Origin of the sequence: Allopontixanthobacter sp. (assembly GCF_034376665.1) — a bacterium.
In the GTDB taxonomy this organism is placed as follows: Bacteria; Pseudomonadota; Alphaproteobacteria; order Sphingomonadales; family Sphingomonadaceae; genus Allopontixanthobacter.
This window is the reverse complement of sequence record NZ_JAXMJI010000107.1, coordinates 1-22,763: the sequence shown is the minus strand read 5'-3', so window position 1 is coordinate 22,763 and position 22,763 is coordinate 1. Positions and strand designations below refer to the sequence as shown.

Annotated in this window: 21 protein-coding genes; 5 read left to right on the top strand and 16 right to left on the bottom strand. The window is 60.7% G+C overall.

Features of this window, described 5'->3' with window-relative positions; genetic code table 11:
* Positions 1-139 precede the first annotated feature (139 nt).
* The 3 genes from U0988_RS12305 to U0988_RS12295 all read right to left on the bottom strand — a co-directional run bounded on the left by U0988_RS12305 (position 140) and on the right by U0988_RS12295 (position 7,050).
* Positions 140-3,385, bottom strand: a complete 3,246-nt coding sequence (locus tag U0988_RS12305) for a TonB-dependent receptor domain-containing protein (protein WP_322292919.1) — start codon at positions 3,383-3,385, stop codon at positions 140-142.
* 813 nt (positions 3,386-4,198) lie between these two features.
* Positions 4,199-6,022, bottom strand: a complete 1,824-nt coding sequence (glmS, locus tag U0988_RS12300) for a glutamine--fructose-6-phosphate transaminase (isomerizing) (RefSeq protein WP_322292918.1) — start codon at positions 6,020-6,022, stop codon at positions 4,199-4,201.
* A 110-nt stretch (positions 6,023-6,132) separates the two neighbouring features.
* Positions 6,133-7,050: a DMT family transporter gene (locus U0988_RS12295; protein ID WP_322292917.1), complete on the bottom strand. Its 918-nt coding sequence runs from the start codon at positions 7,048-7,050 to the stop codon at positions 6,133-6,135.
* 446 nt (positions 7,051-7,496) lie between these two features.
* Between U0988_RS12295 and U0988_RS12290 the strand changes: the two genes are divergently transcribed.
* Positions 7,497-9,029, top strand: coding sequence for a CpaF family protein (locus U0988_RS12290; RefSeq protein ID WP_322292916.1), 1,533 nt, complete (start codon positions 7,497-7,499; stop codon positions 9,027-9,029).
* Between the two features lie 22 nt (positions 9,030-9,051).
* On the opposite strand, the gene U0988_RS12285 is transcribed toward U0988_RS12290, so the two are convergent.
* A complete protein-coding gene (locus U0988_RS12285; protein ID WP_322292915.1) occupies positions 9,052-9,282 on the bottom strand; it encodes a hypothetical protein in 231 nt (76 codons plus the stop codon).
* A gap of 90 nt (positions 9,283-9,372) precedes the next feature.
* Here U0988_RS12285 and U0988_RS12280 point away from each other — a divergent pair, with 90 nt between their 5' ends.
* Together U0988_RS12280 and U0988_RS12275 are read left to right on the top strand one after the other, a co-directional pair.
* Entirely contained in the window at positions 9,373-10,293 is a 921-nt protein-coding gene (locus U0988_RS12280) for a DMT family transporter (RefSeq protein WP_322292914.1), read from the top strand.
* A gap of 72 nt (positions 10,294-10,365) precedes the next feature.
* Complete coding sequence (locus tag U0988_RS12275; protein WP_322292913.1) at positions 10,366-10,494, top strand: entericidin A/B family lipoprotein; 129 nt, start codon at positions 10,366-10,368, stop codon at positions 10,492-10,494.
* Positions 10,495-10,583: 89 nt separating this feature from the next.
* Here the strand turns inward: U0988_RS12275 and U0988_RS12270 are convergent, their stop codons facing one another.
* From U0988_RS12270 to U0988_RS12240, 7 genes are all read right to left on the bottom strand, one after another.
* Positions 10,584-11,036 carry an ABA4-like family protein gene (locus U0988_RS12270; protein WP_322292912.1) on the bottom strand — a complete coding sequence of 151 codons (453 nt, stop codon included), beginning with the start codon at positions 11,034-11,036 and terminating at the stop codon, positions 10,584-10,586.
* 28 nt (positions 11,037-11,064) lie between these two features.
* Positions 11,065-11,781, bottom strand: coding sequence for an NAD(P)H-binding protein (locus U0988_RS12265; protein WP_322292911.1), 717 nt, complete (start codon positions 11,779-11,781; stop codon positions 11,065-11,067).
* Positions 11,774-12,934: a deoxyguanosinetriphosphate triphosphohydrolase gene (locus U0988_RS12260; RefSeq protein WP_322292910.1), complete on the bottom strand. Its 1,161-nt coding sequence runs from the start codon at positions 12,932-12,934 to the stop codon at positions 11,774-11,776. Before U0988_RS12260 ends, U0988_RS12265 begins: the two co-directional genes overlap by 8 nt.
* A gap of 72 nt (positions 12,935-13,006) precedes the next feature.
* Positions 13,007-13,687, bottom strand: a complete 681-nt coding sequence (locus tag U0988_RS12255) for an aspartate/glutamate racemase family protein (protein WP_322292922.1) — start codon at positions 13,685-13,687, stop codon at positions 13,007-13,009.
* 122 nt (positions 13,688-13,809) lie between these two features.
* Positions 13,810-14,778 carry an alpha/beta hydrolase gene (locus U0988_RS12250; RefSeq protein WP_322292909.1) on the bottom strand — a complete coding sequence of 323 codons (969 nt, stop codon included), beginning with the start codon at positions 14,776-14,778 and terminating at the stop codon, positions 13,810-13,812.
* Positions 14,775-15,794, bottom strand: coding sequence for an SO2930 family diheme c-type cytochrome (locus tag U0988_RS12245; protein WP_322292908.1), 1,020 nt, complete (start codon positions 15,792-15,794; stop codon positions 14,775-14,777). Before U0988_RS12245 ends, U0988_RS12250 begins: the two co-directional genes overlap by 4 nt.
* On the bottom strand, positions 15,791-17,005 hold the full coding sequence (locus U0988_RS12240) for a parallel beta-helix domain-containing protein (RefSeq protein WP_322292907.1): 1,215 nt from the start codon (positions 17,003-17,005) through the stop codon (positions 15,791-15,793). The genes U0988_RS12245 and U0988_RS12240 overlap by 4 nt, the downstream gene beginning before the upstream one ends.
* A 117-nt stretch (positions 17,006-17,122) precedes the next feature.
* Here U0988_RS12240 and U0988_RS12235 point away from each other — a divergent pair, with 117 nt between their 5' ends.
* The gene (locus U0988_RS12235; protein ID WP_322292906.1) at positions 17,123-17,539 is read left to right on the top strand and encodes a DUF2147 domain-containing protein; all 417 of its coding nucleotides are present in this window, start codon (positions 17,123-17,125) and stop codon (positions 17,537-17,539) included.
* 7 nt (positions 17,540-17,546) lie between these two features.
* On the opposite strand, the gene U0988_RS12230 is transcribed toward U0988_RS12235, so the two are convergent.
* The 5 genes from U0988_RS12230 to U0988_RS12210 form a co-directional block, all read right to left on the bottom strand.
* The gene (locus tag U0988_RS12230) at positions 17,547-17,885 is read right to left on the bottom strand and encodes a hypothetical protein (protein WP_322292905.1); all 339 of its coding nucleotides are present in this window, start codon (positions 17,883-17,885) and stop codon (positions 17,547-17,549) included.
* 4 nt (positions 17,886-17,889) lie between these two features.
* Positions 17,890-19,350: an NAD(P)(+) transhydrogenase (Re/Si-specific) subunit beta gene (locus tag U0988_RS12225; RefSeq protein WP_322292921.1), complete on the bottom strand. Its 1,461-nt coding sequence runs from the start codon at positions 19,348-19,350 to the stop codon at positions 17,890-17,892.
* A gap of 92 nt (positions 19,351-19,442) precedes the next feature.
* Positions 19,443-19,727 carry an NAD(P) transhydrogenase subunit alpha gene (locus U0988_RS12220; RefSeq protein WP_322292904.1) on the bottom strand — a complete coding sequence of 95 codons (285 nt, stop codon included), beginning with the start codon at positions 19,725-19,727 and terminating at the stop codon, positions 19,443-19,445.
* Between the two features lie 2 nt (positions 19,728-19,729).
* Positions 19,730-20,860: an NAD(P) transhydrogenase subunit alpha gene (locus U0988_RS12215; RefSeq protein ID WP_322292920.1), complete on the bottom strand. Its 1,131-nt coding sequence runs from the start codon at positions 20,858-20,860 to the stop codon at positions 19,730-19,732.
* Positions 20,861-20,871: 11 nt separating this feature from the next.
* Positions 20,872-20,997 (bottom strand): hypothetical protein, encoded by a 126-nt coding sequence (locus U0988_RS12210; RefSeq protein WP_322292903.1) that lies wholly within the window; start codon positions 20,995-20,997, stop codon positions 20,872-20,874.
* A 210-nt stretch (positions 20,998-21,207) separates the two neighbouring features.
* On the opposite strand from U0988_RS12210, the gene U0988_RS12205 reads away from it, so the two are divergent.
* Positions 21,208-22,626 (top strand): sigma-54 dependent transcriptional regulator, encoded by a 1,419-nt coding sequence (locus U0988_RS12205; protein ID WP_322292902.1) that lies wholly within the window; start codon positions 21,208-21,210, stop codon positions 22,624-22,626.
* Positions 22,627-22,763: the final 137 nt, after the last annotated feature.

Here is a 22,763-nt window from a genome sequence, read left to right as displayed (position 1 = left end):
CGGGCATGCACCCCAACAATTCATTCTTCCAGAAGAGCGACTCTAAAAGCGAGCGATCTTACTGGCCTATCAAAGGCTCACATTTGGATGAGACGCTGGGGCTCTAACCAGCCTCCCATCCAAATGTAACAGTCACGTCTTAAAAGCGTGCGCGGAAGCCGGCATAGAAATTCCGGCCACGGAATGAGTAGATCGCACTCCCCGCTCCGGTCGCCGTGGTCGCGCCCAGCGGTACACCCTTGTCGAGCACATTATCGACACCGGTATAGAACTTGATCGAATTACCGTTCGCATCCGTTGCTACGTCGAAGTCCACCCGGAGATCATGATACATAACCGAGGGGAATTTGGTCGTCGGGAACGCATCGATGTCGCTTGGCGGTATTCCGTTTATCTCAAACAGACTAGCGTAGGTGTTGAAGAACATAGGCCCGATATAACGCATGCGGTAACCGAACGTAACCGGTCCGGACCCGACGTCGAAATCCCAACGGAATTCATCCTTTGGATCACCCAATTGCCCAAGTATCCGGGTTTCGAATTCGGGGTTTGTTGGATCCTGGAAATTGCTGCTCTCGAGATTATGCGTGTAAATCAGACTGGTGCTGAAATCGACATCGCCAAACTTCGTTTGGTAACTCATGTTGACATCCACGCCGCGCCGTTTGCGATTTGCGAAGTTTAGCGGTGCGTTAATCAGCGAGTTGCCAAGGATGCGGCCTGGATCTTCACCCAGTGGTCCTGCACCGGGGCCGCGGAAGCGGGTGAACTGCTTGCAGAAAATGTTATCCAGCGTAGCTGAATCATAGCAGGAATTTACGATCCCTTGTGCACCAACGCTGGCGATTACGCCTTTAACGTTGATGTCATAATAGTCGACCGACAAGTTAAAGCCGGGAACCCAGCGCGGCTGCAATATAACTCCATAAGTGTAGGAATCGGAGGTTTCTACGGTCAGGTCGGGGTTCGACCCGCTGACAATCGGCAACGACTGAGTAATATTGGTAAAGGTAGCGAGTGTCGCAGCGCCAATATCGGCAAGGCAATTTGCAGCGCGCACGCCCGTGCCAATAACCGAGGGATTACATGGATCGACAAAGTTATTGGAGAAATTGGGCACCAATGGGAAGCCGGTTTCCGATACGTTTGGCGCACGGACTGCACGGCTGTAGTTGGCGCGGAAGCGGACGTCCTCGATCGGCGCATAGTCGATCCCGGCGTTGTATGCATACACGGTGCCGACGCCGCCCTGATATTTCGATACCCGTCCTGCACCGCTGAGGGTCAGCTCTTCGAAGAAGGGCGTATCGCTCAGGATGGGGTTGCGGACTTCACCGAATGCTTCCGTTACCTCGAATGCGTCCGGTTCAAATACAGGAATCGAAACCGCGTTGGTAAAGCCATCGGTAACAAATGGATCCTGCGAGAAGAACGCATTTTCACGCCGGTATTCGCCGCCTAGCGCGAAGCTGATCGGGCCGCCGGGCAGCTCGAACAGCTGGCTCAGGTCGCCGGAGACGAAGCCGGAGATTACGAGCTGATCAAGGGAAGCGGTGTTAGTGAAGGTGCGCGCAAAATAGTCGACTGACGCAGAATTGTCTGCCGCGCCAAATGGGTTGTACGGAACACAGGCAGCAATATCGGCTGCCAGCCGGGCTGCGTTCGCGGCAGCTGGTGCTGCAAAGCCCACCAGAGGCACCGCGGATGCGGGATCAAACTGCGAACGGCACTGGATCGCCCCGGTCACAGGATTGCGGCCGGCGTCGAGCGCAAGCGCAAAGCGCTGACGATCGATAAAACCATCGCTGGTCGTATCTTCTTCGAACTTGCCGTAGTTGACGGATACTTCGTAGTTCCAGTCATCGTTGAACGATCCGCGGACACCGCCAACGATGCGATAGGTATCACGCTGGAATCGCGCATCCCGCAAGCCCGCATCGGCCAAGGAACGAGAGTTCACGAACCGGAAGCTACCATTATTCACGGCTGTGATGTCGGCAGCAGTTAAATTGCCGGCTGCTGGACATGTTACTGTCAGGCTTGGCCGGCAGCCAGAAGTGAGAATAAGGTTGGCCAGCGTCGCCCTGTCGGCAGGATTTAGGAATGGGTTGTCAAGCCGGGCGCGCTCGCGAAAGTCAGTCGTACCACCAGTTCCCTGGTTGAACGATGGACCGGCGTTGTTCCCGATTGCGTTGACCCGGTTCCATTTCGCTTCAAGAAACACCTCTACTGCAGGTGAAAACTCGAACCGCGAAAGCAAGTTGAAGTTGTAGCGTTCAGTAAACGGCAGAACCGATACCAGTTCGCCCTCACGACCGGTTTGGCCATTGCCGCCGATTATTGCACTGTTGATCCCAGTCCCAAAGCGAGCCCCAGTCTGCGCGACCAGGCGCCCCTCGGGTGTGAAAATGTAAGTGCAGTTGAAGGCGGGTCCTGCAGAATTGGGGCCGCCATTGTTCGCTGTCGTAGCATTGCCGCAAAGACCGGCGTTGGCTACGTTGCGCTGGTTGATCGGCACCAATCCGTTAACGTGAATGGTTGTGCTTCGGATATCGGTGAAGAAATTGCGATCGGGAACACCGTCACCGCCATTTACGATGCCGGTACCGCCATCGGCATCGACTACCAGGAAGTTGTCGTTGCTGCGGAAGGCCGGTACATCGGATGCAAACACCCGATCCGTGCGCGCGTACTCTCCGTGCAGGGTAACATTGCCGCGTCCGTCAGCGAAATTCTTGCCGAACATTGTTGAGATGTACTGATTAGCGCCGAAACCTTCTTCCGTAACGCCTGCCTGTCCGCGAACCTGCAAGCCCTCGAAGTCCTTGCGCAACACAAAGTTCACCACCCCGGCGATAGCATCAGAGCCATAGACGGCCGAATTGCCGCCGGTAACGATATCGACTCGCTCGATCAAATCGTTCGGAATCGAGTTGGTGTCCACAGACACGGCGTTATTCAGGATATCTGCGGGAACGTGTCGGCGGCCGTTTACCAGAACCAGCGTGCGCTGTGTTCCAAGGCCCCGAAGATCGAGCAGGTTGAGCCCGGCGATACCGATGCCTAGGCCGGGGTTTTGCTGGGCGAACGTGCTCCTCAACTGCGGAAGGTCGTTAAGTGTGTCGCCGACATTTGTCTGACCCTGCTGGAAGAACTGCTCACCTGAAACCGAGGTTATGGGAACCGTCGATTCAAGGTTCGGCCGCCTGATGCGCGAGCCAGTTACGATGATGGATGCCTCCGCACCGGTCATTTCATCGTCCTGAGCGACTTCCTCGGCAGTAATTGGAGCGGCTTCATCTTGTCCATATGCAGATGTCGATACGGCAGCCGCAAACAGGCCAATCACCGAGGTACAAGCGTAGAGCTTACTAATCTTTTTCACAGAATGGTCCCCATTGTGTGTGGGCGTTGATGCCCACCTGAATTTGCTCTCCGGGCCGTGCCGTTAGACGTCAGCCGGAATCGCGATTCCGGGGCTATGTGTTCGATCGGGGCGATGGGTTAGTATGGATTTTATATGCGTTGCCTGTTGGCAAGGCATATGAACCTGTAATCGGGCTGGAAATCAGTACGCCGATCTAGCAAGAATTTGTCATGTGTGATGCTCTAAGAACGGGATTTGCCGCAGCGCGTAAATTCCACAAGGTGTGTCGGCGGATTTGAATGCGAACGAGTTGATCAAGGAATGTAATCTGGACGTCCGGTAAACGATTAGTTCTCGGATTTTGGTACTGCGGCGACCGCTCTGGCGAGGCGAAGTCAGAAGCTAAGCAAACCAAGTGCGCCGCTGGCAAAATTATCGGGGCAGGGTAGGGCAGCGGCATACCCAGGCGCAGGAAAACAATAACCCCGCTTGATCACGTCAACGCCAGCAAAAGGCTCTGTTCGAGCAGTTCTTCTCCACTCGCGCATTTTCGATAGCGAGAGAAGCTCGATGGTGCATCGTCACGACGACGGGGCTATGCATAAGTTGTTGAAAAAAGGATGTATTACTCTCAGCTCGACTATCAAATAATGGAAATTTTCTATTGTCGCAATCGTCACCGAAATGACCATCCATGTGCTGCGACGCTCTAAAATAGTGAGAAAATGGACAAACTCTATTGTAGCATGGGCATTTCAAACTGGCGGAATTCCGTGAGCGAAATGGAACAAGTTTATTGTCCGCCTACAACTGGTCGGCGGCTGGCGCGTTTCATTCAACCGTGACGGATTTTGCCAGGTTGCGGGGTTGATCCACGTCGGTGCCTTTGACGCAGGCGGTATGGTATGCGAGCAATTGCACCGGTACGGCATATACCAGCGGCGCGATCAGCGGGTGGACGCGGGGCATCTCGATGGTGGCGATGCAGCCTTCGCCGGCTTCGGCGAGGCCTTCGCGGTCGGAGATGAGCACGATCTGCCCGCCGCGGGCGCGCACTTCCTCCATGTTGGACACCGTCTTTTCGAACAGCGGGCCTGACGGGGCCAGCACGATCACCGGAACCGCTTCGTCGATCAGCGCGATCGGGCCATGCTTCATCTCGCCCGAAGCGTACCCTTCGGCATGGATGTAGCTGATCTCCTTCAATTTCAGCGCGCCTTCCAGCGCCAGCGGGTAGTCCGGCCCGCGCCCGAGATACAGGACATCGCGCGCTGGCGCGATCAGCGGCGCCATGGCGGCAATGTCGTCGTCATGGTCGAGAGCGGCGTTGAGGGCGGCGGGCGCTTCCAGCAGATGGCGGACCACCTCCTGTTCTTCCGCCCGGTCCATCCGGCCCTTCTTGACCGCCAGGTGCGCGGCGAGCGCAGCCAGCACCGCCAGCTGGCAGGTGAACGCCTTGGTCGAAGCGACGCCGATTTCCGGCCCGGCGTGGGTCGGGAGCAGCAGATCCGCTTCCCGCGCCATCGAGCTGGTCGGGACGTTCACAACCACGGCAATAGTCTGGCCAGCAGCCTTGCAATGTCGCAGCGCCGCGAGCGTATCGGCGGTTTCCCCGCTCTGCGAAATGAACAGCGCCAAGCCGCCTTCCTCCAGCACCGGGTCGCGGTAGCGGAACTCGCTGGCAACATCGATATCCACCGGCACCCGGGCGAAATGTTCGAACCAGTATTTGGCGACCATCCCGGCGTAATAGGACGTGCCGCACGCCACGATGGTTACCCGCTTGATCGCGGACAGGTCGAAATCCATCTGCGGCAGGGCCACCGTGTTGTCGGACTGGCGGATGTAGCTCTTCAGGGTTTGGGCGACGACGGTCGGCTGCTCGAAGATTTCCTTCTGCATGAAGTGGCGGTAATTGCCCTTCTCGACCGAAGCGGCCGAGGCTCCGGAGGTGGTGATTTCCCGCTGCACCAGGGTGTTTTCGTCGTCATACACACTTGCGCTTTCCCGCGTGATGACGACCCAGTCGCCTTCTTCGAGATAGGCGATTTTCTGAGTCAGCGATGCGAGCGCCAAAGCATCGGAACCCAGAAACATTTCCCCCTCGCCGTACCCCACTACCAGCGGCGATCCGCGCCGTGCGCCGATCAGCATGTCGGGATAATCACGGAAGGTGATCGCCAGCGCAAAAGCGCCGCGCAGCCGGGGCAGGACGGTCTTGACGGCGTCCTCCGGCGAGGCCCCTGCTTCGATCTCGGCAGAGATCAGATGCGCGACGACTTCGCTGTCGGTTTCGCTTTCCAGCGTACGACCGGCTTCGAGCAGTTCATCGCGCAGCGGGCGGAAATTCTCGATTATCCCGTTGTGAACCAGCGCCACCAGCGGTGTCGCATGTGGGTGCGCGTTATGCGTGGTCGGCGCGCCGTGGGTGGCCCAGCGGGTATGGGCGATGCCGATCGGACCGGGCGCGGGGTGCTGCGCCAGTTCCTCCACCAGATTGTTCAGCTTGCCTTGCGCGCGGCGGCGCACCAGCGCCCCGTCATGGATCGTGCAGACCCCCGCGCTGTCATAACCGCGATACTCCATCCGCCGCAAACCATCGACCAGACGGTCCGAAACGTTCTGACCACTGACTATACCGATAATTCCGCACATAGAGGGTATTCTCACATTCCGGAGTTGCCGGAAAATCCGCCGGTTCGGCGTTTCCGGTGGGGAAGATCATGCAGATAAAGATTGGCAGGAGATTTACCAGCTTCCTGTGATCATGAAGTTTTCTCGCGCCCGGCGTTCCATAAATACAGACCGGCGATGATGATCACCGCCGAACCCGCCATCGTCATCGCATCGGGCCGGTCCCCGAAGATCAGCCAGCCGAGGGTAACGGCGACCAGCAATTGCACATAGGTCATCGGCGCGATCGTCGCGGCCCCGGCGCGCGTTGTACCGAGATACACCAGCCAATGCGCCATGCTCGCCGTAACCGCGACGATGGCGCAGCGTGCGATCACAGTCCAGTCGGGCCAGATTACAGCGAACCTTTCCGCGCCGCTCACATCGCCTGCAATGGCGCACAGGACCAGAACCGGCGCGGCACCCGCAGCAACGAACACCTGCATCGATAGCGAGCTGCCCTGCCCCGCGACTGCGCGGTTCGCGAGCATCATCAGGCTGAAGGCGAAGGCCGAACCAAGCGGCAGCAGCGCAATCAGCCCCAGCTCCGACAGATTGGGCCGCAGCACCAGCGCCACGCCGACGAAGGCGATGATTGAGGCGATCCATGTCGCCGGGCGCACATTTTCCTTGAGCAACGGCCCGCTGAGCAGCGCGGTAATGATCGGCGCGAGAAATATGAGCGCAGTCGCTTCCGCCAGCGGCATCACGAAAATCGCGGCAAAGAAGCACATAGTCGCAAACGCCAGGCAGGCACCCCGTCCAGCCTGTAGCCAGGGGCGCTGCGGGCGGAAGGCGCTGCGTCCTTCTTTCAGCAGCAGGATTACCGACAGGCCCGCCGCGCCGAGTGTGAAACGCAGCGCCGCCACGGCGAGCGGGGACCACTGCCCGGCCATTGTCTTGATCACGGCGTCACCGCTGGACAGCAGCGCAAAGCCGGCGAGCGCCAAGATCAGACCGCCCTGCTCGGTCTTCAGCACTGGTCGGTTCCAAGGCAGTCGCAGTGCCATTTGGTGTGGTTCATGGGGAGGTGTCCAAGGTCGCAGAGTAGGAGCGAGTTAGGGCAAGAAACAGATGGAGCGACAGGTAGGATAAGGTTTTCCAAGCGCAGTTTTCGCTTCCTTAAAACCTTACCGCCATTTTGCCTATCAGGAACGGCGGATTGTGCCCGGGCTTCGGTAAGCGACCAGCTGCGGAGAGCTCACCGCATTGCAGGCCATCGCCGCTGTTTGGCAAATCCATCGTCCTTATTCCATCTTGCTGAGCCTTGGTCCAGTTCGTCGGAGACAAGCACGATCAGCAATATTCGCCAATCCCCTTCGAACTTCGCCGTTACTCACCGGCGGAATGCCCTCGGAATTACCGGTTTATTTACCATTCCGGGTTAGCACACATCAGCCATCCGCCGTTTACGACGCGGGACAAATTTGACGTAGATGCCTGTGGGGACAATAGGATGAGTGCATTCGGACGCAAGAACGGGCCAGCGGGCATGAAGCCCGGCGGACGTCCGGCTTTCGGTGTCGCCAAGCCTATGAAAGGCGGCGATGGCGGGAATCCGGGACGTCCGGCCTCTCCGTTCGGCGGAGACCAGTTTCCGCCGCTACCCGGCGAAGGGGGAGAGGTCGATAACGGGGAAATCGGCCAGCTGGCAAAAGCCGATCCGATGAGCAGGCTGGCCGACCGCGCCAACAATGTCATGGAAACGCAGGCGGGGCCTTCGGGCTTCGAAGCCAGCGTGCACAAGATCAAGGAGCAGGTTCTCCCACGCCTTCTCGAACGCGTTGACCCCGAAGCGGCGGCAACGCTGACCAAGGACGAATTGTCCGAAGAATTCCGCCCGATCATCCTCGAAGTGCTGGCCGAGTTGAAGATCACGCTCAACCGGCGCGAGCAGTTCGCGCTGGAAAAGGTCCTGATCGACGAATTGCTGGGCTTCGGCCCGCTCGAGGAATTGCTGCAGGATCCCGATATTTCGGACATCATGGTCAACGGCCCTGATCAGACCTATATCGAAAAAAAGGGCAAGCTCATGCTCGCCCCGATCCAGTTCCGCGATGAACAGCATCTGTTCCAGATTGCGCAGCGGATCGTTAACCAGGTCGGTCGCCGCGTCGACCAGACTACCCCGCTGGCCGATGCCCGCTTGAAGGACGGGTCACGTGTTAACGTGATCGTGCCGCCACTGTCGCTGCGCGGCACCGCGATCTCGATTCGTAAATTCTCCGAAAAGCCGATCACCATCGATATGCTCAAGGATTTCGGATCGATGAGCGAGAAGATGGCAACCGCGCTCAAGGTCGCCGGGGCCAGCCGGATGAACATCGTGATTTCGGGCGGTACCGGTTCGGGCAAGACCACCATGCTCAACGCCCTGTCGAAGATGATCGATCCAGGCGAACGCGTTCTGACGATCGAAGATGCGGCCGAACTTCGCCTGCAACAGCCGCACTGGCTGCCGCTGGAAACCCGCCCTCCCAACCTCGAAGGCCAAGGCGCGATTACTATCGGTGATCTGGTGAAGAACGCGCTGCGTATGCGGCCGGACCGGATCATCCTGGGCGAAATTCGCGGGGCGGAATGTTTCGATCTGCTGGCTGCGATGAACACCGGTCACGATGGTTCCATGTGTACTCTTCACGCCAACAGCCCGCGTGAATGCCTCGGCCGTATGGAAAACATGATCCTGATGGGCGACATCAAAATCCCCAAGGAAGCCATTTCGCGGCAGATCGCGGAATCGGTCGATTTGATCGTGCAGGTGAAACGTCTGCGCGACGGTTCGCGGCGCACCACCAACATCACCGAAGTCATCGGGATGGAAGGCGACGTGATCGTGACGCAGGAATTGTTCAAGTTCGAATATCTGGACGAGAGCGACGACGGGAAGATCATCGGCGAATACCGCGCCTCCGGCCTGCGGCCCTACACGCTGGAAAAAGCTCGCCAATACGGGTTCGATCAGGCGTTTCTGGAAGCCTGCCTGTAAGGATTTTCGCCGCGGGATGTGGCTAACCTGCCATAATCCCCTTCGCGGCCAGCGCCAGCAGTCCCATCCCGGCAATCGCGCTGATCATGAAGATATTCGTCCACGGCACCCAGCCGATGCGGTCGATCCGGGCGCGCTTCATGCGTCTGCGCTCCGCAACCAGCGAACCGGCCGCGAGCATCAGCAGCGCAAGGCCCCACAGGCCGACAATATCCGCCTCGCTGGCAAAGGTCAGGAATTCATGCACGCTCATCGCGCCGGGCGATATGGCGGCTGGATAGCGGTTCGGCAACCACCGGGAATGGCGGCTTGAACAAATCCGGCCCGCGCGTAAGGCGAATTCATGACCGAGGGGCCGCAGCAAAGACCGCTATTCGCATTGGTAATCCGGCTGGGCGCAGCGCTGGTGCTGTCACTGATGCTGGTGTTCGTGAAGTTGCTCGGCGAAAGCGGCGTGCACCTGCTGGAAATCCTGTTCTGGCGGCAGGTGGTGACGATCCCCCTGCTTGCCGGATGGTTCTACCTCAGCGGACGGATGATATTGCTGAAGAGCGGGCGGATGGCGCTCCACGGCAGGCGGGCCGCCTACGGGTTCATCGGCATGGTGCTCAATTTCGGCGGCGTACTGCTGCTGCCCCTGGCGGAGGCGACGACCTTCGGCTTTACGTCCGCCATCTGGGCGGTAATCCTTTCGGCCCTATTGCTGCGCGAACAGGTCGGAGCGTACCGCTGGGCGGCGGTCATCCTCGGATTTGCCGGAGTGGTCATTATCGCGCAGCCCGGCGGCGGCGAGATCCCGCTTTACGGCGCGCTAGTGTCGCTCGGCGCGGCGTTCATGATCGCACTGATCTCAATCCAGATTCGCGATCTCGGCAAGACCGAGCACCCGCTTACGATCGTCTTCTATTTTTCGGCGTTCACCACACCGATTCTCGCGCTGGCTATGCCGTTCGTGGCGCAGCAGCATTCCCCCTATCAGTGGGGCCTGCTGGCGGGCCTCGCCTTGTTCGGAATTCTCGGCCAGTTCCTGCTGACTGCGGCGCTGCGCGTGGGAACTGTTTCTACCGTTATCGTGATGGATTATTCCGCAATCATCTGGGCGACCCTGTTCGGCTGGGCGATTTTCGACCATCTGCCGCCTGCATCGACCTGGATCGGCGCGCCGCTGATCATCGCGGCTGGTGTGACGATTGCCTGGCGGGAGCATTTTCTCGCGCGCAAAAGGCAGGCAGAACTTGCCTCGCGTCAATTGTTGCCCGACTGAGGAACCGGCAACGTTTGCGGACGTTGTGTTTCTGATGGCCCCGGCGCGGGCCAAACTTTGGAGAATGGAACGATGGCACGGAAGATATTCATCGCGATCGGCATCGCTGCAATGACAATGACGGCCGCCGCTTGCAACACCGTCAAAGGGGTCGGCCAGGACATTGAATCGGTTGGTGAGGCTGGCGACCGCGCTACTTAGGATGATTTAAGCCCTTTAGGGTCGCACAAACGCCCGCCGGATATTCCGGCGGGTGTTTGCATTTCAGCGTCGTGCAATGGATGCGGACGCTAACCCTTCATCCGGCCATGAAGTCTGGCGCGCCGTTCGCGGATCACCAGCCAGATCAGCAAGCCGGCCGGCCCCGCCAGCAGCGTGACCAGCAGGATCGGTGCCTGGACCAGCCGTGAAAAACCCTTCGCATCGGCATCCCGCACAATCCATAACCCGACAAACAGATCGAACGCGAGATAGTGTGTCCAACCAACCGTGACCCCGCCGTCCGAAGCAAAAATGGCCCGGACCCCGTCTATCGAGGAAAAGTCAGCCTGCAGCCCGCCCGGACCAGCGTCGGCGATCCCGCTTAGCAGCGCGACCAGCCCTGCCGTGTAGACAAGACACAGCAGGCCGACACCGAGATACAGCACTGCCGTCAGCGGCAGCGGCTTGTGCGGGAGGAGGATCAGGAAAATCCATCCGATCAGCGCGATGATATTAGCCGCGCCAAAAATCGAGGGCCACATGTCGTAAATTCCTCTCTCGGCGCGAAATCTACGCCATCGGCCCGGGTTCGGGCTGCGGCAGTGAATTGGCTGCGCGCAGGATTGCATCGTGTTCGTGCGCGAATTTGCCGCCCGGCTTGGTGAGGGCGAGCGCCAGCGCGGCGTCGGCCACTGTGTCTGCCTCCACCGCCCGATATTTGCGGTAACCGCCTTGCAGCATCAGATTGGCGAGAGGGGACGCAATCATTCCAATCCGCTCGGCAAAGCGCAGGTCACCGGGCCGCGCACCTCGCAGAAGGCTGGGCCGGAGGATATCCAGCCGCCGGAACCCGACCTTGGCAAGGTCTCGTTCCACCTCGCCCTTGACCTGCAGGTAGAACGACTTCGCCAGGATATGGGCGCCCACGGAACTGACCGAGATGAACCGCTGCACGCCTTGCCGGTGCGCCGCCCGCGCGACCTCCAGCACCAGTTCCTGGTCAACCGCGCGAAACGCGTCCTCGTCTCCGCCGGACTTCTTCAGCGTGGTGCCGAGCGCGTTGATCATGACCTGCGGTTTGACGGCTTCGAGCACTTCTTCCCACTTGGCGGGATCGGCCACGAACAGTTCCATTCTCGCCCCGGCCGGCAGTTTCATTTCGCGGCGCGCAATGCCGACCAGCCGCACGTCCTCCCGACCAATGCACGCCTCGACCACCGCACGGCCGATCAAGCCGGTTGCGCCGACTAGTGCAATCCGTATCGGTCCGGTCGAAGCACTAAACATTGCTCAGGCCCTCGGGCACTTCGCCGTAAATGCGGGCGCATTGGTCGATCGCGAAGCGGTCGGTCATTCCGGCGATATAATCTGCGATATGCCGGCTGCGCTGCGGCTGCGTGTCGGGCAGCGAGCGGTACCAGCTATCGGCCAGCAGGCTATTGTCGGCGGCAAAAGCGGCAAACAATCGGGCCACCACATCCGTCGCCCGCTGCGCAGTCGCTCTTTGTTCGGGATGGTAATAGAGGCGATCGTACATGAATTTCTTCAGTGTGCGCTCGTCAGCCTGCATAGCGGGCGAAAAGGTCCCTAGAACCCTGCCGGCATTTCGGACATCTTCGATGGTGTCATACCCGGCCACAGCGGCGCGGGTGTGTTCGATCACGTCATTCACCATAAGCCCGATTTGCCCCCGAACAAGCTCGCGCAACTGCCGCTCGCGCGGGGCGTGTGGGAAGCGGTTTTCGACAGTCCGCCACTGATCCGCGACGAAATCGAGCGTCAGCAGGTCATCGAGCTGCAGAAAGCCTGCTCGCAGGCCATCATCGATGTCGTGATTATCATAGGCGATATCGTCCGAAATGGCAGCGATCTGGGCTTCCAGCGATGGATAATCGTCAAGGTGGAGCGGAAATGCCGCATCCAGTTCTTCCAGCGCCCACCCCGGCTGCGCGACCGGCCCGTTGTGCTTTGCCAGCCCTTCCAGCACCTCCCAGGTGAGGTTCAGCCCCTGATGGTCGCAATAGGGACTTTCTATCCGCATCAAGGTCCGCAGCGACTGCGCGTTATGGTCGAACCCGCCATGCTCTGCCATCGCCTGCGACAGGGCATCCTCGCCCGCATGGCCGAACGGAGGATGCCCGATATCATGCGCGAGACACAGCGCCTCCGTCAGATCTTCGTCGAGGCCGAGCGTGCGCGCAATCACCCGGCCGATCTGGGCAACCTCCAGACTATGCGTCAGCCGGGTGCGGTAATGGTCTCCGTCGGGCGCGATGAACACCTGCGTCTTGCTGCGTAGCCGCCGAAACGAAATCGAGTGGATGATCCGGTCGCGGTCCCGCTGGAATTCGCTGCGCGGACCCCGCGTGCCCTCGCGATTTTCGGCGAACTCGCGGCCACGCGATCGGGTGGGGTCTGCGGCGAAGGTGGCGCGGATCATCTGCCAGCGGGCTTAGGAGATGCTAACCCCGCTAACAACGGGAACAATCGAGCAACAACTGCAAATGCCCTATCAATCTGCGCCCATCATCCAATCGACCGCCGCATCGCAATGCGTCCGCGTGGAATCGAATATCGGCAGCACATTCGCGTCGATATCCACCACCAGCTCCAACTCGGTGCACGCAAGCACGATCGCTTTCGCCCCGGCCTGTTCCTTCTGGGTGATGATTGTCTTAAGCTCCCGCTGGGCGTTGCGGCTCGCCTTTCCGACCATCAGTTCCTCGTAGATGATCCGGTCGATGACTTCGACATTGTCCATGTTCGGCGGCATCAGATCGATGCCATGCGCGACCAGCCTCTCGCGGAAGAAGCTATCCGTCATGACATTCCGCCGTCCGATCAGCGCCGCGTTGGTAATTCCTTCGCCCGCCATCCTAGCGCCCAGACAGTCCGCCACATGGATCACCGGAACGCCCACGGCTTCAATCACCCGGTCGAAATATTTGTGCATCGTGTTGGCGCAGATCAGCAGACCCTCGGCACCGGCTCGTTCGAGGCGCACCGCCGAATCCACCACCATTTCCGCCGCAGCTTCCCAGTCCCGCCCTTCACGCAATCCTTCGAGCTGCCCGAAATCCAGGCTCTCCACGATCAACGGCGCCGTAGCGCGCGCGTTGGCACGGCGCTGGACCCGGCGAGCGATCAGTTCGATGTATGTCAGGGTGGAGATCCAGTTCATCCCCCCTATCAAACCCAGTTTGCGCAACGAACACTTCCCTGAAACGGCCGATTACCTTTTTCTTGGCCCCGGCGCTGTCATCAGGCTTACCACAGCAACGCCGCAGGTCCAGCGGCTTGCTTCAGCCAGCCTGTTCATTGACTTACGGTGGCTAATACGTGTTGACCATGCCATTTGCGGACTGCCTCGGCGCTGCTTTCCGGAGCCTCCTCCATCGGCAGATGCCCGATCCCGGGATAGGATACCAGGCTTGATTCGGGCAAATTTTTCGCAAACCAGCCAGCCGATGCGAACGGGATCAGCGCATCCTCTTCGCCCCAGACGATCAGGGTCGGCACCGTGACCCGGCGCATTTCCTCCGCCGTGAAGACGGTGCCCGGTTGGCCGAACCGTGCCAGCGTTGCCGCACGGTTGCCGGGATAGCGCAGAAGTTCCCAGTACCGGTCCACTACCTGCGGGGTCACCACCGCCTGGTTGGATACGCTTTGCGACAGGCTCCGCTCGATGATCGAACGCGGGGTGATCTGCGTCATCAGGCGGTTCACCACTGGCATGCGCGCGATGGCAAAGCCGATGTTGCCTCCACCGGCACCGTCACGCGACTGCGGGGCGCCGCCTGCATCGACGAGGATCAAGCCTTCCAGTTTTTCCGGATGGGCGATGGCGTAGGCCATGGCGATTTTGCCGCCCATGGAATTGCCGCCAAGGGTGAACCGTTCGAGGCCCAGCGACGAAGCCAGCTGGTCAACCGTCCCGACAAACGCCTCGGTCGAATAGTCGCCGTCCGGTGCCGGTCCGGTCAGGCCGTGACCGATCTGGTCGAACCGGATGATCCGGTAATCCTGACCCAGCAGACGGACCCATTCGTTCCAGGTGTGCAGATCGGCGTTGGATCCGTGCAGCAGCATGATCGCAGGGGCACCCCGCGGCCCTTCGTCGCGCATATGGACTGTCAGGCCATTATCCAGCGCGATGAATTGCGACGGCGGGCCGCCATATTTGGCGCGCATTTCCGCCGCATCGGTATCGGGGGTGCGGAAGATCAGGAAGGCGATCACCAGCAACGCCGCCAGCACCAGCAATGCCTTCAAAACTGTCTTCATGGTGTGTGCATTTCTCTGATCCACCGTTCGACGATTGCCACGCCGTCCTTGTCGAGGGTCGACTTCCCCAGTTCGGGCATGGCGACGCCCGGCTCGAGGCTGTTCATCCGGTGAACCAGGATAGACTCGCCCGGCTTACCCGGAATGATGTCGAACAGCAGCCCCCCGGAACCCCGGCCCGCCGCGACCGGACGCTTGCCGATCCCGAGCGCCTGATGATCGTCCTGTTCCCACCGCAGATCAAGCCCGGAATTGGAAGCAGTCGCTCCTGGCCGGTGGCAATGAGCGCAATTCACATCGAGATAGGCGCGGGCTGCATCGGCAGAATCGGCGCTGCCGCGCTGCTCCCACAAGGGCATCCGGTCCGCGACAGAGGGTACTCGGTCGAGATTACCGTCGGCCGCCATGCGCTCAAGCCACTCCTGCGACAGATTGCGCGCCTTGGGCCCGATCGGAATGACCTCGCCGCCCAATCCGTGGCATTCCTTGCACTGGTTCTTGTTCGGCACCCGGTAGCTGATTGCCTCGCCATCCGGCGTGGTCAGATTGACCCGCCCACCGGCGATGGCCAGTGTCGCTTCGGTCTGCGCATCGTTCCACCGGTAAGGAAGCGCCGTCCAGCCATCCGCGCGGTGGAGCAGCACGCGGGTTTCGATGAGCCGGCGATTGACGCCCTCGCCGAAGGCGAAGGTCTTGATCAGCGCAGCCCCGACCGGCAGCACCAGCAGCCCTTCGCCGTCGGAACGGGCGCTGGTGCCGGTCGGCAGATAGAGGAACCGCAGCTTCTCCGCCCCGTCTGAATAGAGCGGCGTGTTGAGCCGGTAAGGCGTGACCCGCGGCGCGGGAATCTGCCGCACCTGATCGGCAAAAAATCCGAAATCCGACAGCTTGCCCGGCAGCGGGGTCTGACTGACCGCCACGTCGTTCACCGGTTGCGGCGCGGCAAGCGGAGCCGCCAGCGCCGCCGCGCCGAGGCTCGCCCCGGCCAGCACCAGCAGGGCTATCCTCGGCGTCATGACGTAAGGCGGGCCTCCATCTCGGCGGGCGCACCGACCGACGAAGCATCGAAGCTGTAGCTTGGCCGGGGAACATCGAGCGGTGCCGGCTGCCCGGTTGCGGGGTCCTGCCCCGGCGTCGCCAGATTGAGCGACCAGCCGGTTACGCCCTCGCTGACCGTCAGACCGGTCTCGCCCTCGGTCACACCGTCCCACATCACGGGCGGGAGAGCGCCGCCAAAGGCCGAAACCAGCATCTCGGCGCCGTCCAGTTGCGGGTCGTCACCGCCGCGTCCGAAGGCGTTTTCGCCGACCACCACATTGCGGGCAAAGGGATTGTACCGCTCGTCCTGATATGGCTGTGTATAGGCGATCACCATGACATGGGCGGTCGGGTTGTTGCTGAGGACATTGTCTTCGATCAGCACCCCGTCATTCGCCATCACCAGGATCCCCGTCCCGCGGCGGACACTGGCGACGATATTGCCGGGCGGCGCGAAATTGGCGGTGTCGTTGTCCACCACCAGATTCCGCCGCAGGATGACATTGCCCCCGCCCATCACCGGCAGATTGGGCAGGTCGAACACCAGAATGCCGCCGGTGTTGCGGGTCGCAATGTTGTTTTCGACCAGCGCGTCGCGGCTGTTCTCGATCTCGATCCCGGCGACGTTGGCTTCGGCGATCGAATTGCGGACGGTGATCCTGCGGCTCTGCCCGACATAGATGCCCGCGTCGGACGCACCCGAAACCTTCACGCCGTCGATCAACACGTTGGTACTTTCGACCGGATAAATGCCGTAAGCCCCGTTGGTGGCGAGCGGCCCGCCGGTCCAGGTGACACGGACCCGGTGGTAGACAATATCATCCGCGCCCTTGGATTTGATCCCGTCCCCCTTGGGATTTTCGAGCGCGAAATCGCGCAGTGTCACGCCGTCGGAAGTGACCAGAAGCCCTTCCCCCGCGTCCAGCTGTCCGGTAAAATCAAGCACTGTGCCGTCCATCCCGGCACCGCGGACGGTGACGCCGTCGACATCAAGCGACAGGCCATCGGACAGGGCGAATGTCCCGGCCTCCAGCACCACGGTGTCGCCCGGCTGCGCCATGATCAAGGCTTCCTGCAACCGGGTCTGCGCACCTTCGCCGGCACTGACAATTACATCTTTTGCTTGAACGGACGGCGCACATGCGAGCATCATGGCTGCCGTTCCACAGGCAAGGTTCAGCTTGATCATGACAATTCCTCTCCAATTGATCCCCTGATGCGCCAGAATTGCCGCGAAACCAAGATGTGAAAGCACGAGATCCACCGCCGGGCAGCACCCGGATAGGAAATGCAAAGAGGACTGACGATGCGAATTGCCTCCATATTACCGCTGGCGCTTGCTGCGTCACTGACCGCCTCTCCCGCACTTGCGGCCCCGGCTTCGATCCTGGGCAAATGGAAAACCGATGATGCGAAATCGGTAATTACCTTCTACGAGTGCGGCACTGCAATCTGCGGCAAGATCGACCGCTTCCTGGTCAAGGAACCGGATGGCGGTATTCGCGATACAAAGAACCCCGACAAGACCAAGCGCGGCGAGATGCTTCTCGGAAAGCGGATTTTCTGGAACCTGACGCCCGACGGCGACGCATTCGAGGGCAAGGGCTACAGTCCCGAGGAGGGCCGCTATTTCAATGCAGACCTGGCGCGTGAAGGAACAAAGCTGAAGGTAAAAGGCTGCGTTTCGGTGTTCTGCCGAACGGTGACTTTTACCAGGCTGTAAGTGCGGCCTATCCGATACCGATTGCACAAAGCCCTGCGGAGCTTGCCGTTACCGCGACAACTTCCGCGTCGCCGATCCGGCGCACGCGCTTGATATAATCGCCCAGTCCGGTCGGCTCTGCGGCCTCGCCGTCATGCGCTTCCATATTCTGCAGTTTGCGCAATTGCAGGATGCTCAGCCGGTCGGTCATGCGCGCCGCCATGCAGGTTGCGCGCTTTTCGCCGATACCGGCGTCCATCAATCCCGATTTGACGCGCCATTCCACCGCTGCATCGACCGCGCCGCTGCTGATGCCGAGCGCCACCACGCCCGCTGACAGCGCCAGAAACAGGAGCAGTTTGCGCATCGGATCAGTCGAGGTGCTTGATGATCTCTTCGACCATCTTCTTCGCGTCGGCCAGCAGCATCATGGTCTGGTCCATATAGAACACATCGTTGTCGACCCCGGCATAGCCCACCCCGCCCATGCTGCGCTTGATGAACATAACGGTCTTGGCCTTTTCGACATCGAACACCGGCATTCCGTAGATCGGGCTCGATTTGTCGGTCTTGGCGGCCGGATTGACCACATCGTTTGCCCCGATGATGAAGGCGACATCGGCCTGGGCGAATTCGCTGTTGATGTCCTCCAGCTCGAACACTTCGTCGTAGGGCACGTTGGATTCCGCTAGCAGTACGTTCATGTGGCCCGGCATCCGGCCCGCGACGGGGTGGATGGCGTAGCGGACGTTGACGCCCTTGTCCTTCAGCACATCGCCCATTTCGCGCAAGGCGTGCTGCGCCTGCGCAACGGCCATGCCGTATCCCGGAATGATGATGACGTTTTCCGCTTCCTGCAGCAGGAAGGCGGCATCTTCCGCGCTGCCGCGCTTCCACGGCCGATCGGTCTTCGCGCCGTCTCCGCCGGAACTCGCCTCCGCGCCGAAGCCGCCGGCGATCACCGAGATGAAGCTGCGGTTCATCGCCTTGCACATGATGTAGCTGAGGATCGCGCCCGAACTGCCCACCAGCGCGCCGGTGATGATCATCGCGGTGTTGCCCAGCGTGAACCCCATCGCCGCCGCCGCCCAGCCGGAATAGCTGTTCAGCATCGACACCACGACCGGCATGTCCGCCCCGCCGATGGGAATGATCAGCAGGAAGCCAATGATGAACGCCGCTGCCAGAATGGCCCAGAACATCCATCCCTCACCCGCGCCGCCCAAGGGGCTGACGGCATAGAGACCGGTGAGCACGATGATGGCGATCAGCGTTCCGAGGTTGATGATGTGCCTGCCCGGCAGCATGATCGGCGAACCGGACATATTGCCGTTCAATTTGGCAAACGCGATGACCGATCCGGAGAAGGTGATCGCACCAATGGCAGCGCCAAGCGCCATCTCGATGCGGCTGACCGTCAGGATCTGCCCTGCAGCATCGGCAATTCCAAAAGCGCTCGGGTTCATGAAGGCAGCCAGCGCCACCAATACCGCGGCCAGACCGACGAGGCTGTGAAACGCTGCCACAAGCTGCGGCATCGCGGTCATTTCGATCCGGCGGGCGATCACCCAGCCGATCCCGCCGCCGACGGCAATTGCGCCGAGGATCTCCGGCAGGCTGGCGATGTCATGCGTGACCAACGTGGTGACGACCGCGATCAGCATCCCCGCCATGCCGAAGCGGTTGCCGGTCCGGCTGGTGGAGGGGCTGGAAAGCCCGCGCAAGGCGAGGATGAAGAATATGCCGGCCACGAGATAGGCGAGCGGCACCCAGGCAGGGACTGCTGCTGATCCTTCGGAAGCATTGGCCGGAACCCCAACCAGAACCGTCATCCCAGCGAAGGCTGGGATCGCTTTCAATCGAATGCGGAGCTTGCGGATAGCGACCCCGGCTTTCACCGGGGTGACGTTGAAGGAGAAGGACATCATTTGCGCTCCTTCTTCTTATACATCGCCAGCATTCTAGCCGTGACCGCAAACCCGCCGAAGATATTCACGCTCGCGAGCACCACGCCCGCCAGGCCCAGCCACTTGGCGATCGGGTTACCCGCGCCCGCCGCCGCAACCAGCGCGCCGACGATAATCACACTTGAAATCGCGTTTGTGACCGCCATCAGCGGCGTATGCAGCGCCGGCGTAACCGACCACACCACGTAATAACCGACGAAGCAGGCCATCACGAAAATCGAAAGAATTGAAATGAAGTCCAAGGTTACTCTCCTGAGCCGAGCAACCGCTCATTGACCACTTTGCCGCCCTGCGTCAGCCGCACGGCGCCCCCGATTTCCTCGTCCAGCACCGGCCGCTGCGCTTCCGCGTCCCAGAAAGCGCTCAGGAAATTGAACAGATTGCGCGAGAAAAGTGCAGACGCGTCAGCGGGAAGATGCGCGGGCGTGTTGGAGAAACCCATGATCCTGACGCCGTGCTTCACCACGACCTGATCGGGAACGCTGCCTTCGACATTGCCCCCTTGCGCCACGGCGAGATCGAAGATTACGCTGCCGGGTTTCATAGTGGCAATCTGCGCGTCCGAGATCAGGCGCGGTGCGGCGCGTCCAGGGATCAGCGCTGTCGTGATCACGATATCCTGCTTGGCAATGTGGCTAGACACCAGTTCGGCCTGTGCGCGTCGGTATTCTTCCGACATTTCGGTGGCATAGCCGCCGCTGCCTTCGCCCTCGATGCCCGCGACATTCTCGACGAAGATCGGCTTCGCGCCCAATGACTGGATTTGTTCCTTCGTGGCCGAGCGGACGTCCGTTGCCGAGACCTGCGCGCCAAGCCGCCGCGCGGTGGCGATCGCCTGCAATCCGGCAACACCGACGCCCATGATGAAAGCGCGCGCAGCGGTAATCGTGCCCGCTGCGGTCATCATCATCGGGAAAGCGCGGCCATATTGGTCCGCTGCGGCCAGAACCGCCTTGTATCCGGCCAGATTGGACTGACTGGAAAGGATATCCATGCTCTGCGCCCGGGTGATGCGAGGCATGAATTCCATTGCCAGAGCTTCAAGCCCGCCCTTGGCGTAGGCATCGACGCGGCCGGGCTGTCCGAAAGGGTCGAACGCTGCCGCAACCCACGCACCGGGCTTCGCGCCGTGCAGCAATGCGACATCGGGAGCCTGCACTGCCAGCACGATGTCGGCACCCGCAACCGCCTCCGCCGCAGTGGTCAGCTCAGCGCCCGCCTCCGCATAGGCCTGATCGGAAACCGAAGCGCTCAGTCCCGCGCCTGTTTCAACAGCTACCGCGGCGCCGAGAGCAGTGAATTTCTTCACCGTTTCGGGAATGATCGCAACGCGGGTTTCGCCGTGGGCGCGCTCCTTCAGAACCGCGATGCGCAAGTTCTGCGCGCTCAAGACGCGATCAGAATAACAATGAGCAAGGTAATCATCGCAACCAGCGGCACCGCCCACTTAAGCGCGCCGACAAATTTGCCGTAGGTTTTTTCGGCAGATTTGTTGTCGTTTAACGAAGCCATCTCGAATCCCCGTGTGGAAAGTGTTTCTCCCGGTCCATCTATCCTGCGCCACGGCTGGCATCAACCCTCGCGCGGCATCGACCCTGTGGGTGAGAGATCGGCAGCAATCTCCCCATGAAATTAGCGGCAGCCGCAATGTCCTTAATCGGACCTTTACCCGATCACGCTAATTCATGGGTCTGTACCGCAACGGGACGGTCTTGGGATTCTATGGCTGACGATTCAACGCGCTTGCTGATGCTGATTGATGATGAACCGGCCCAGAGCCGGCTTATCACGGCGCTTGCCGCGCGAGAGGGTTGGCGCGTGCTGGTGGTGGGCGACGCCGAAACCGCCATTGCGACGCTCGGCACCCGGCAGGGTATGCAATTGTCCGCCATTATCCTCGACCAATGGGTGCCCGGCGACGACGCCTGCGGCCTTATCGAGGAGTTGAAGGCCCGGCGTCCGGCAATGCCGATCCTGATGCTGACCACCAGCGCATCTCCGTTGCTGGCAGTGGAAGCCATGCGCGCCGGGGCAACCGATTATCTGGTAAAGCCGGTTGCGCCCGACCGGCTGATGACCGCCCTGCGCAGCGCCACCAAGGTGGAAGCGCCCAAGAACGAACTCCAGCCGCTGACCGAAAAATTTCCCGCGATGCTGGATTTCGATGCCATGATCGGCACCTCGCAATCGTTCCGCGCCGCACTCGCCAACGCCGCGAAGGCGGCGCGCGGGCACGGATCGGTGCTGATCGAAGGCGAAACCGGGACCGGCAAGGAAATGCTGGTACGGGCCATGCATTCCGCCAGCACGCGGTCGAAATTGCCGTTAAGGATCATAAATGTCGGCGGAATTCCGGCCAATTCAATCGAATCGGTGCTGTTCGGGCATGAACAGAACGCGTTTCCTGGTGCGTTCGATCGGCAAATCGGTGCCCTCCAGCATTGCGACGGCGGCACGCTCGTGCTTGACGAGATCGACCGGCTGGCACCTCCCTTGCAGGAAGTTCTCGCCGAAGCATTGACCAGCGGCATCGTGCGCCCGGTCGGTGCCAAACATGGTTTCCGGGTGGATGTTCGCCTGCTGGCGGCAAGCAATCTGCCGCTTTCGGATCTGGTCGACGCCGGACATTTCGATAGCGGTCTGTACAAGGCGGTGTCCAACACCCGGATCGTGCTTCCGCCCTTGCGCGACCGCCAGGGCGACATTTCAGCACTTACGCGCCATTTCCTCGCCCGCATCGGCGAACAGCCGGGGCTGCGCCCCTTATCGATCAGCGATGGCGCGCTCAGCCTGCTCGCCGCTTATGACTGGCCCGGCAATGTGCGCCAGTTGCAGGCGGTCCTGTTCCGCGCCGCGGTGTTCTGCGACAACGAGACGCTGACGGTAGATAGTTTTCCGCAATTATCCGAACTGCTGGGCGAATGCGACAACCCGATTGATCCCTTGCACGAAGGGGTTGGTGTGATGCTGTATACGGCGGACGGCAATCTGCGTCCGCTGGAAGAAATCGAGGCTGATGTTATCCGGCTTGCGATCGGGCATTATCGCGGCCGCATGACCGAAGTTGCGCGCCGCCTCGGGATCGGGCGATCGACCTTGTACCGCAAGCTGGGCGACCTCGGCATCGGTGACGCGGCCTGATCCGCACCGCCAACAGCGGCGGCAGGACGTCGCCTATTCGCTTTAAGGTTGCCTTGCGTTAGGGAGCGCCGGATTCCACCGGAGAAGAACGCCCATGACGACACCGACCAACCCACTCGATTTTACCGGCCGCAGCG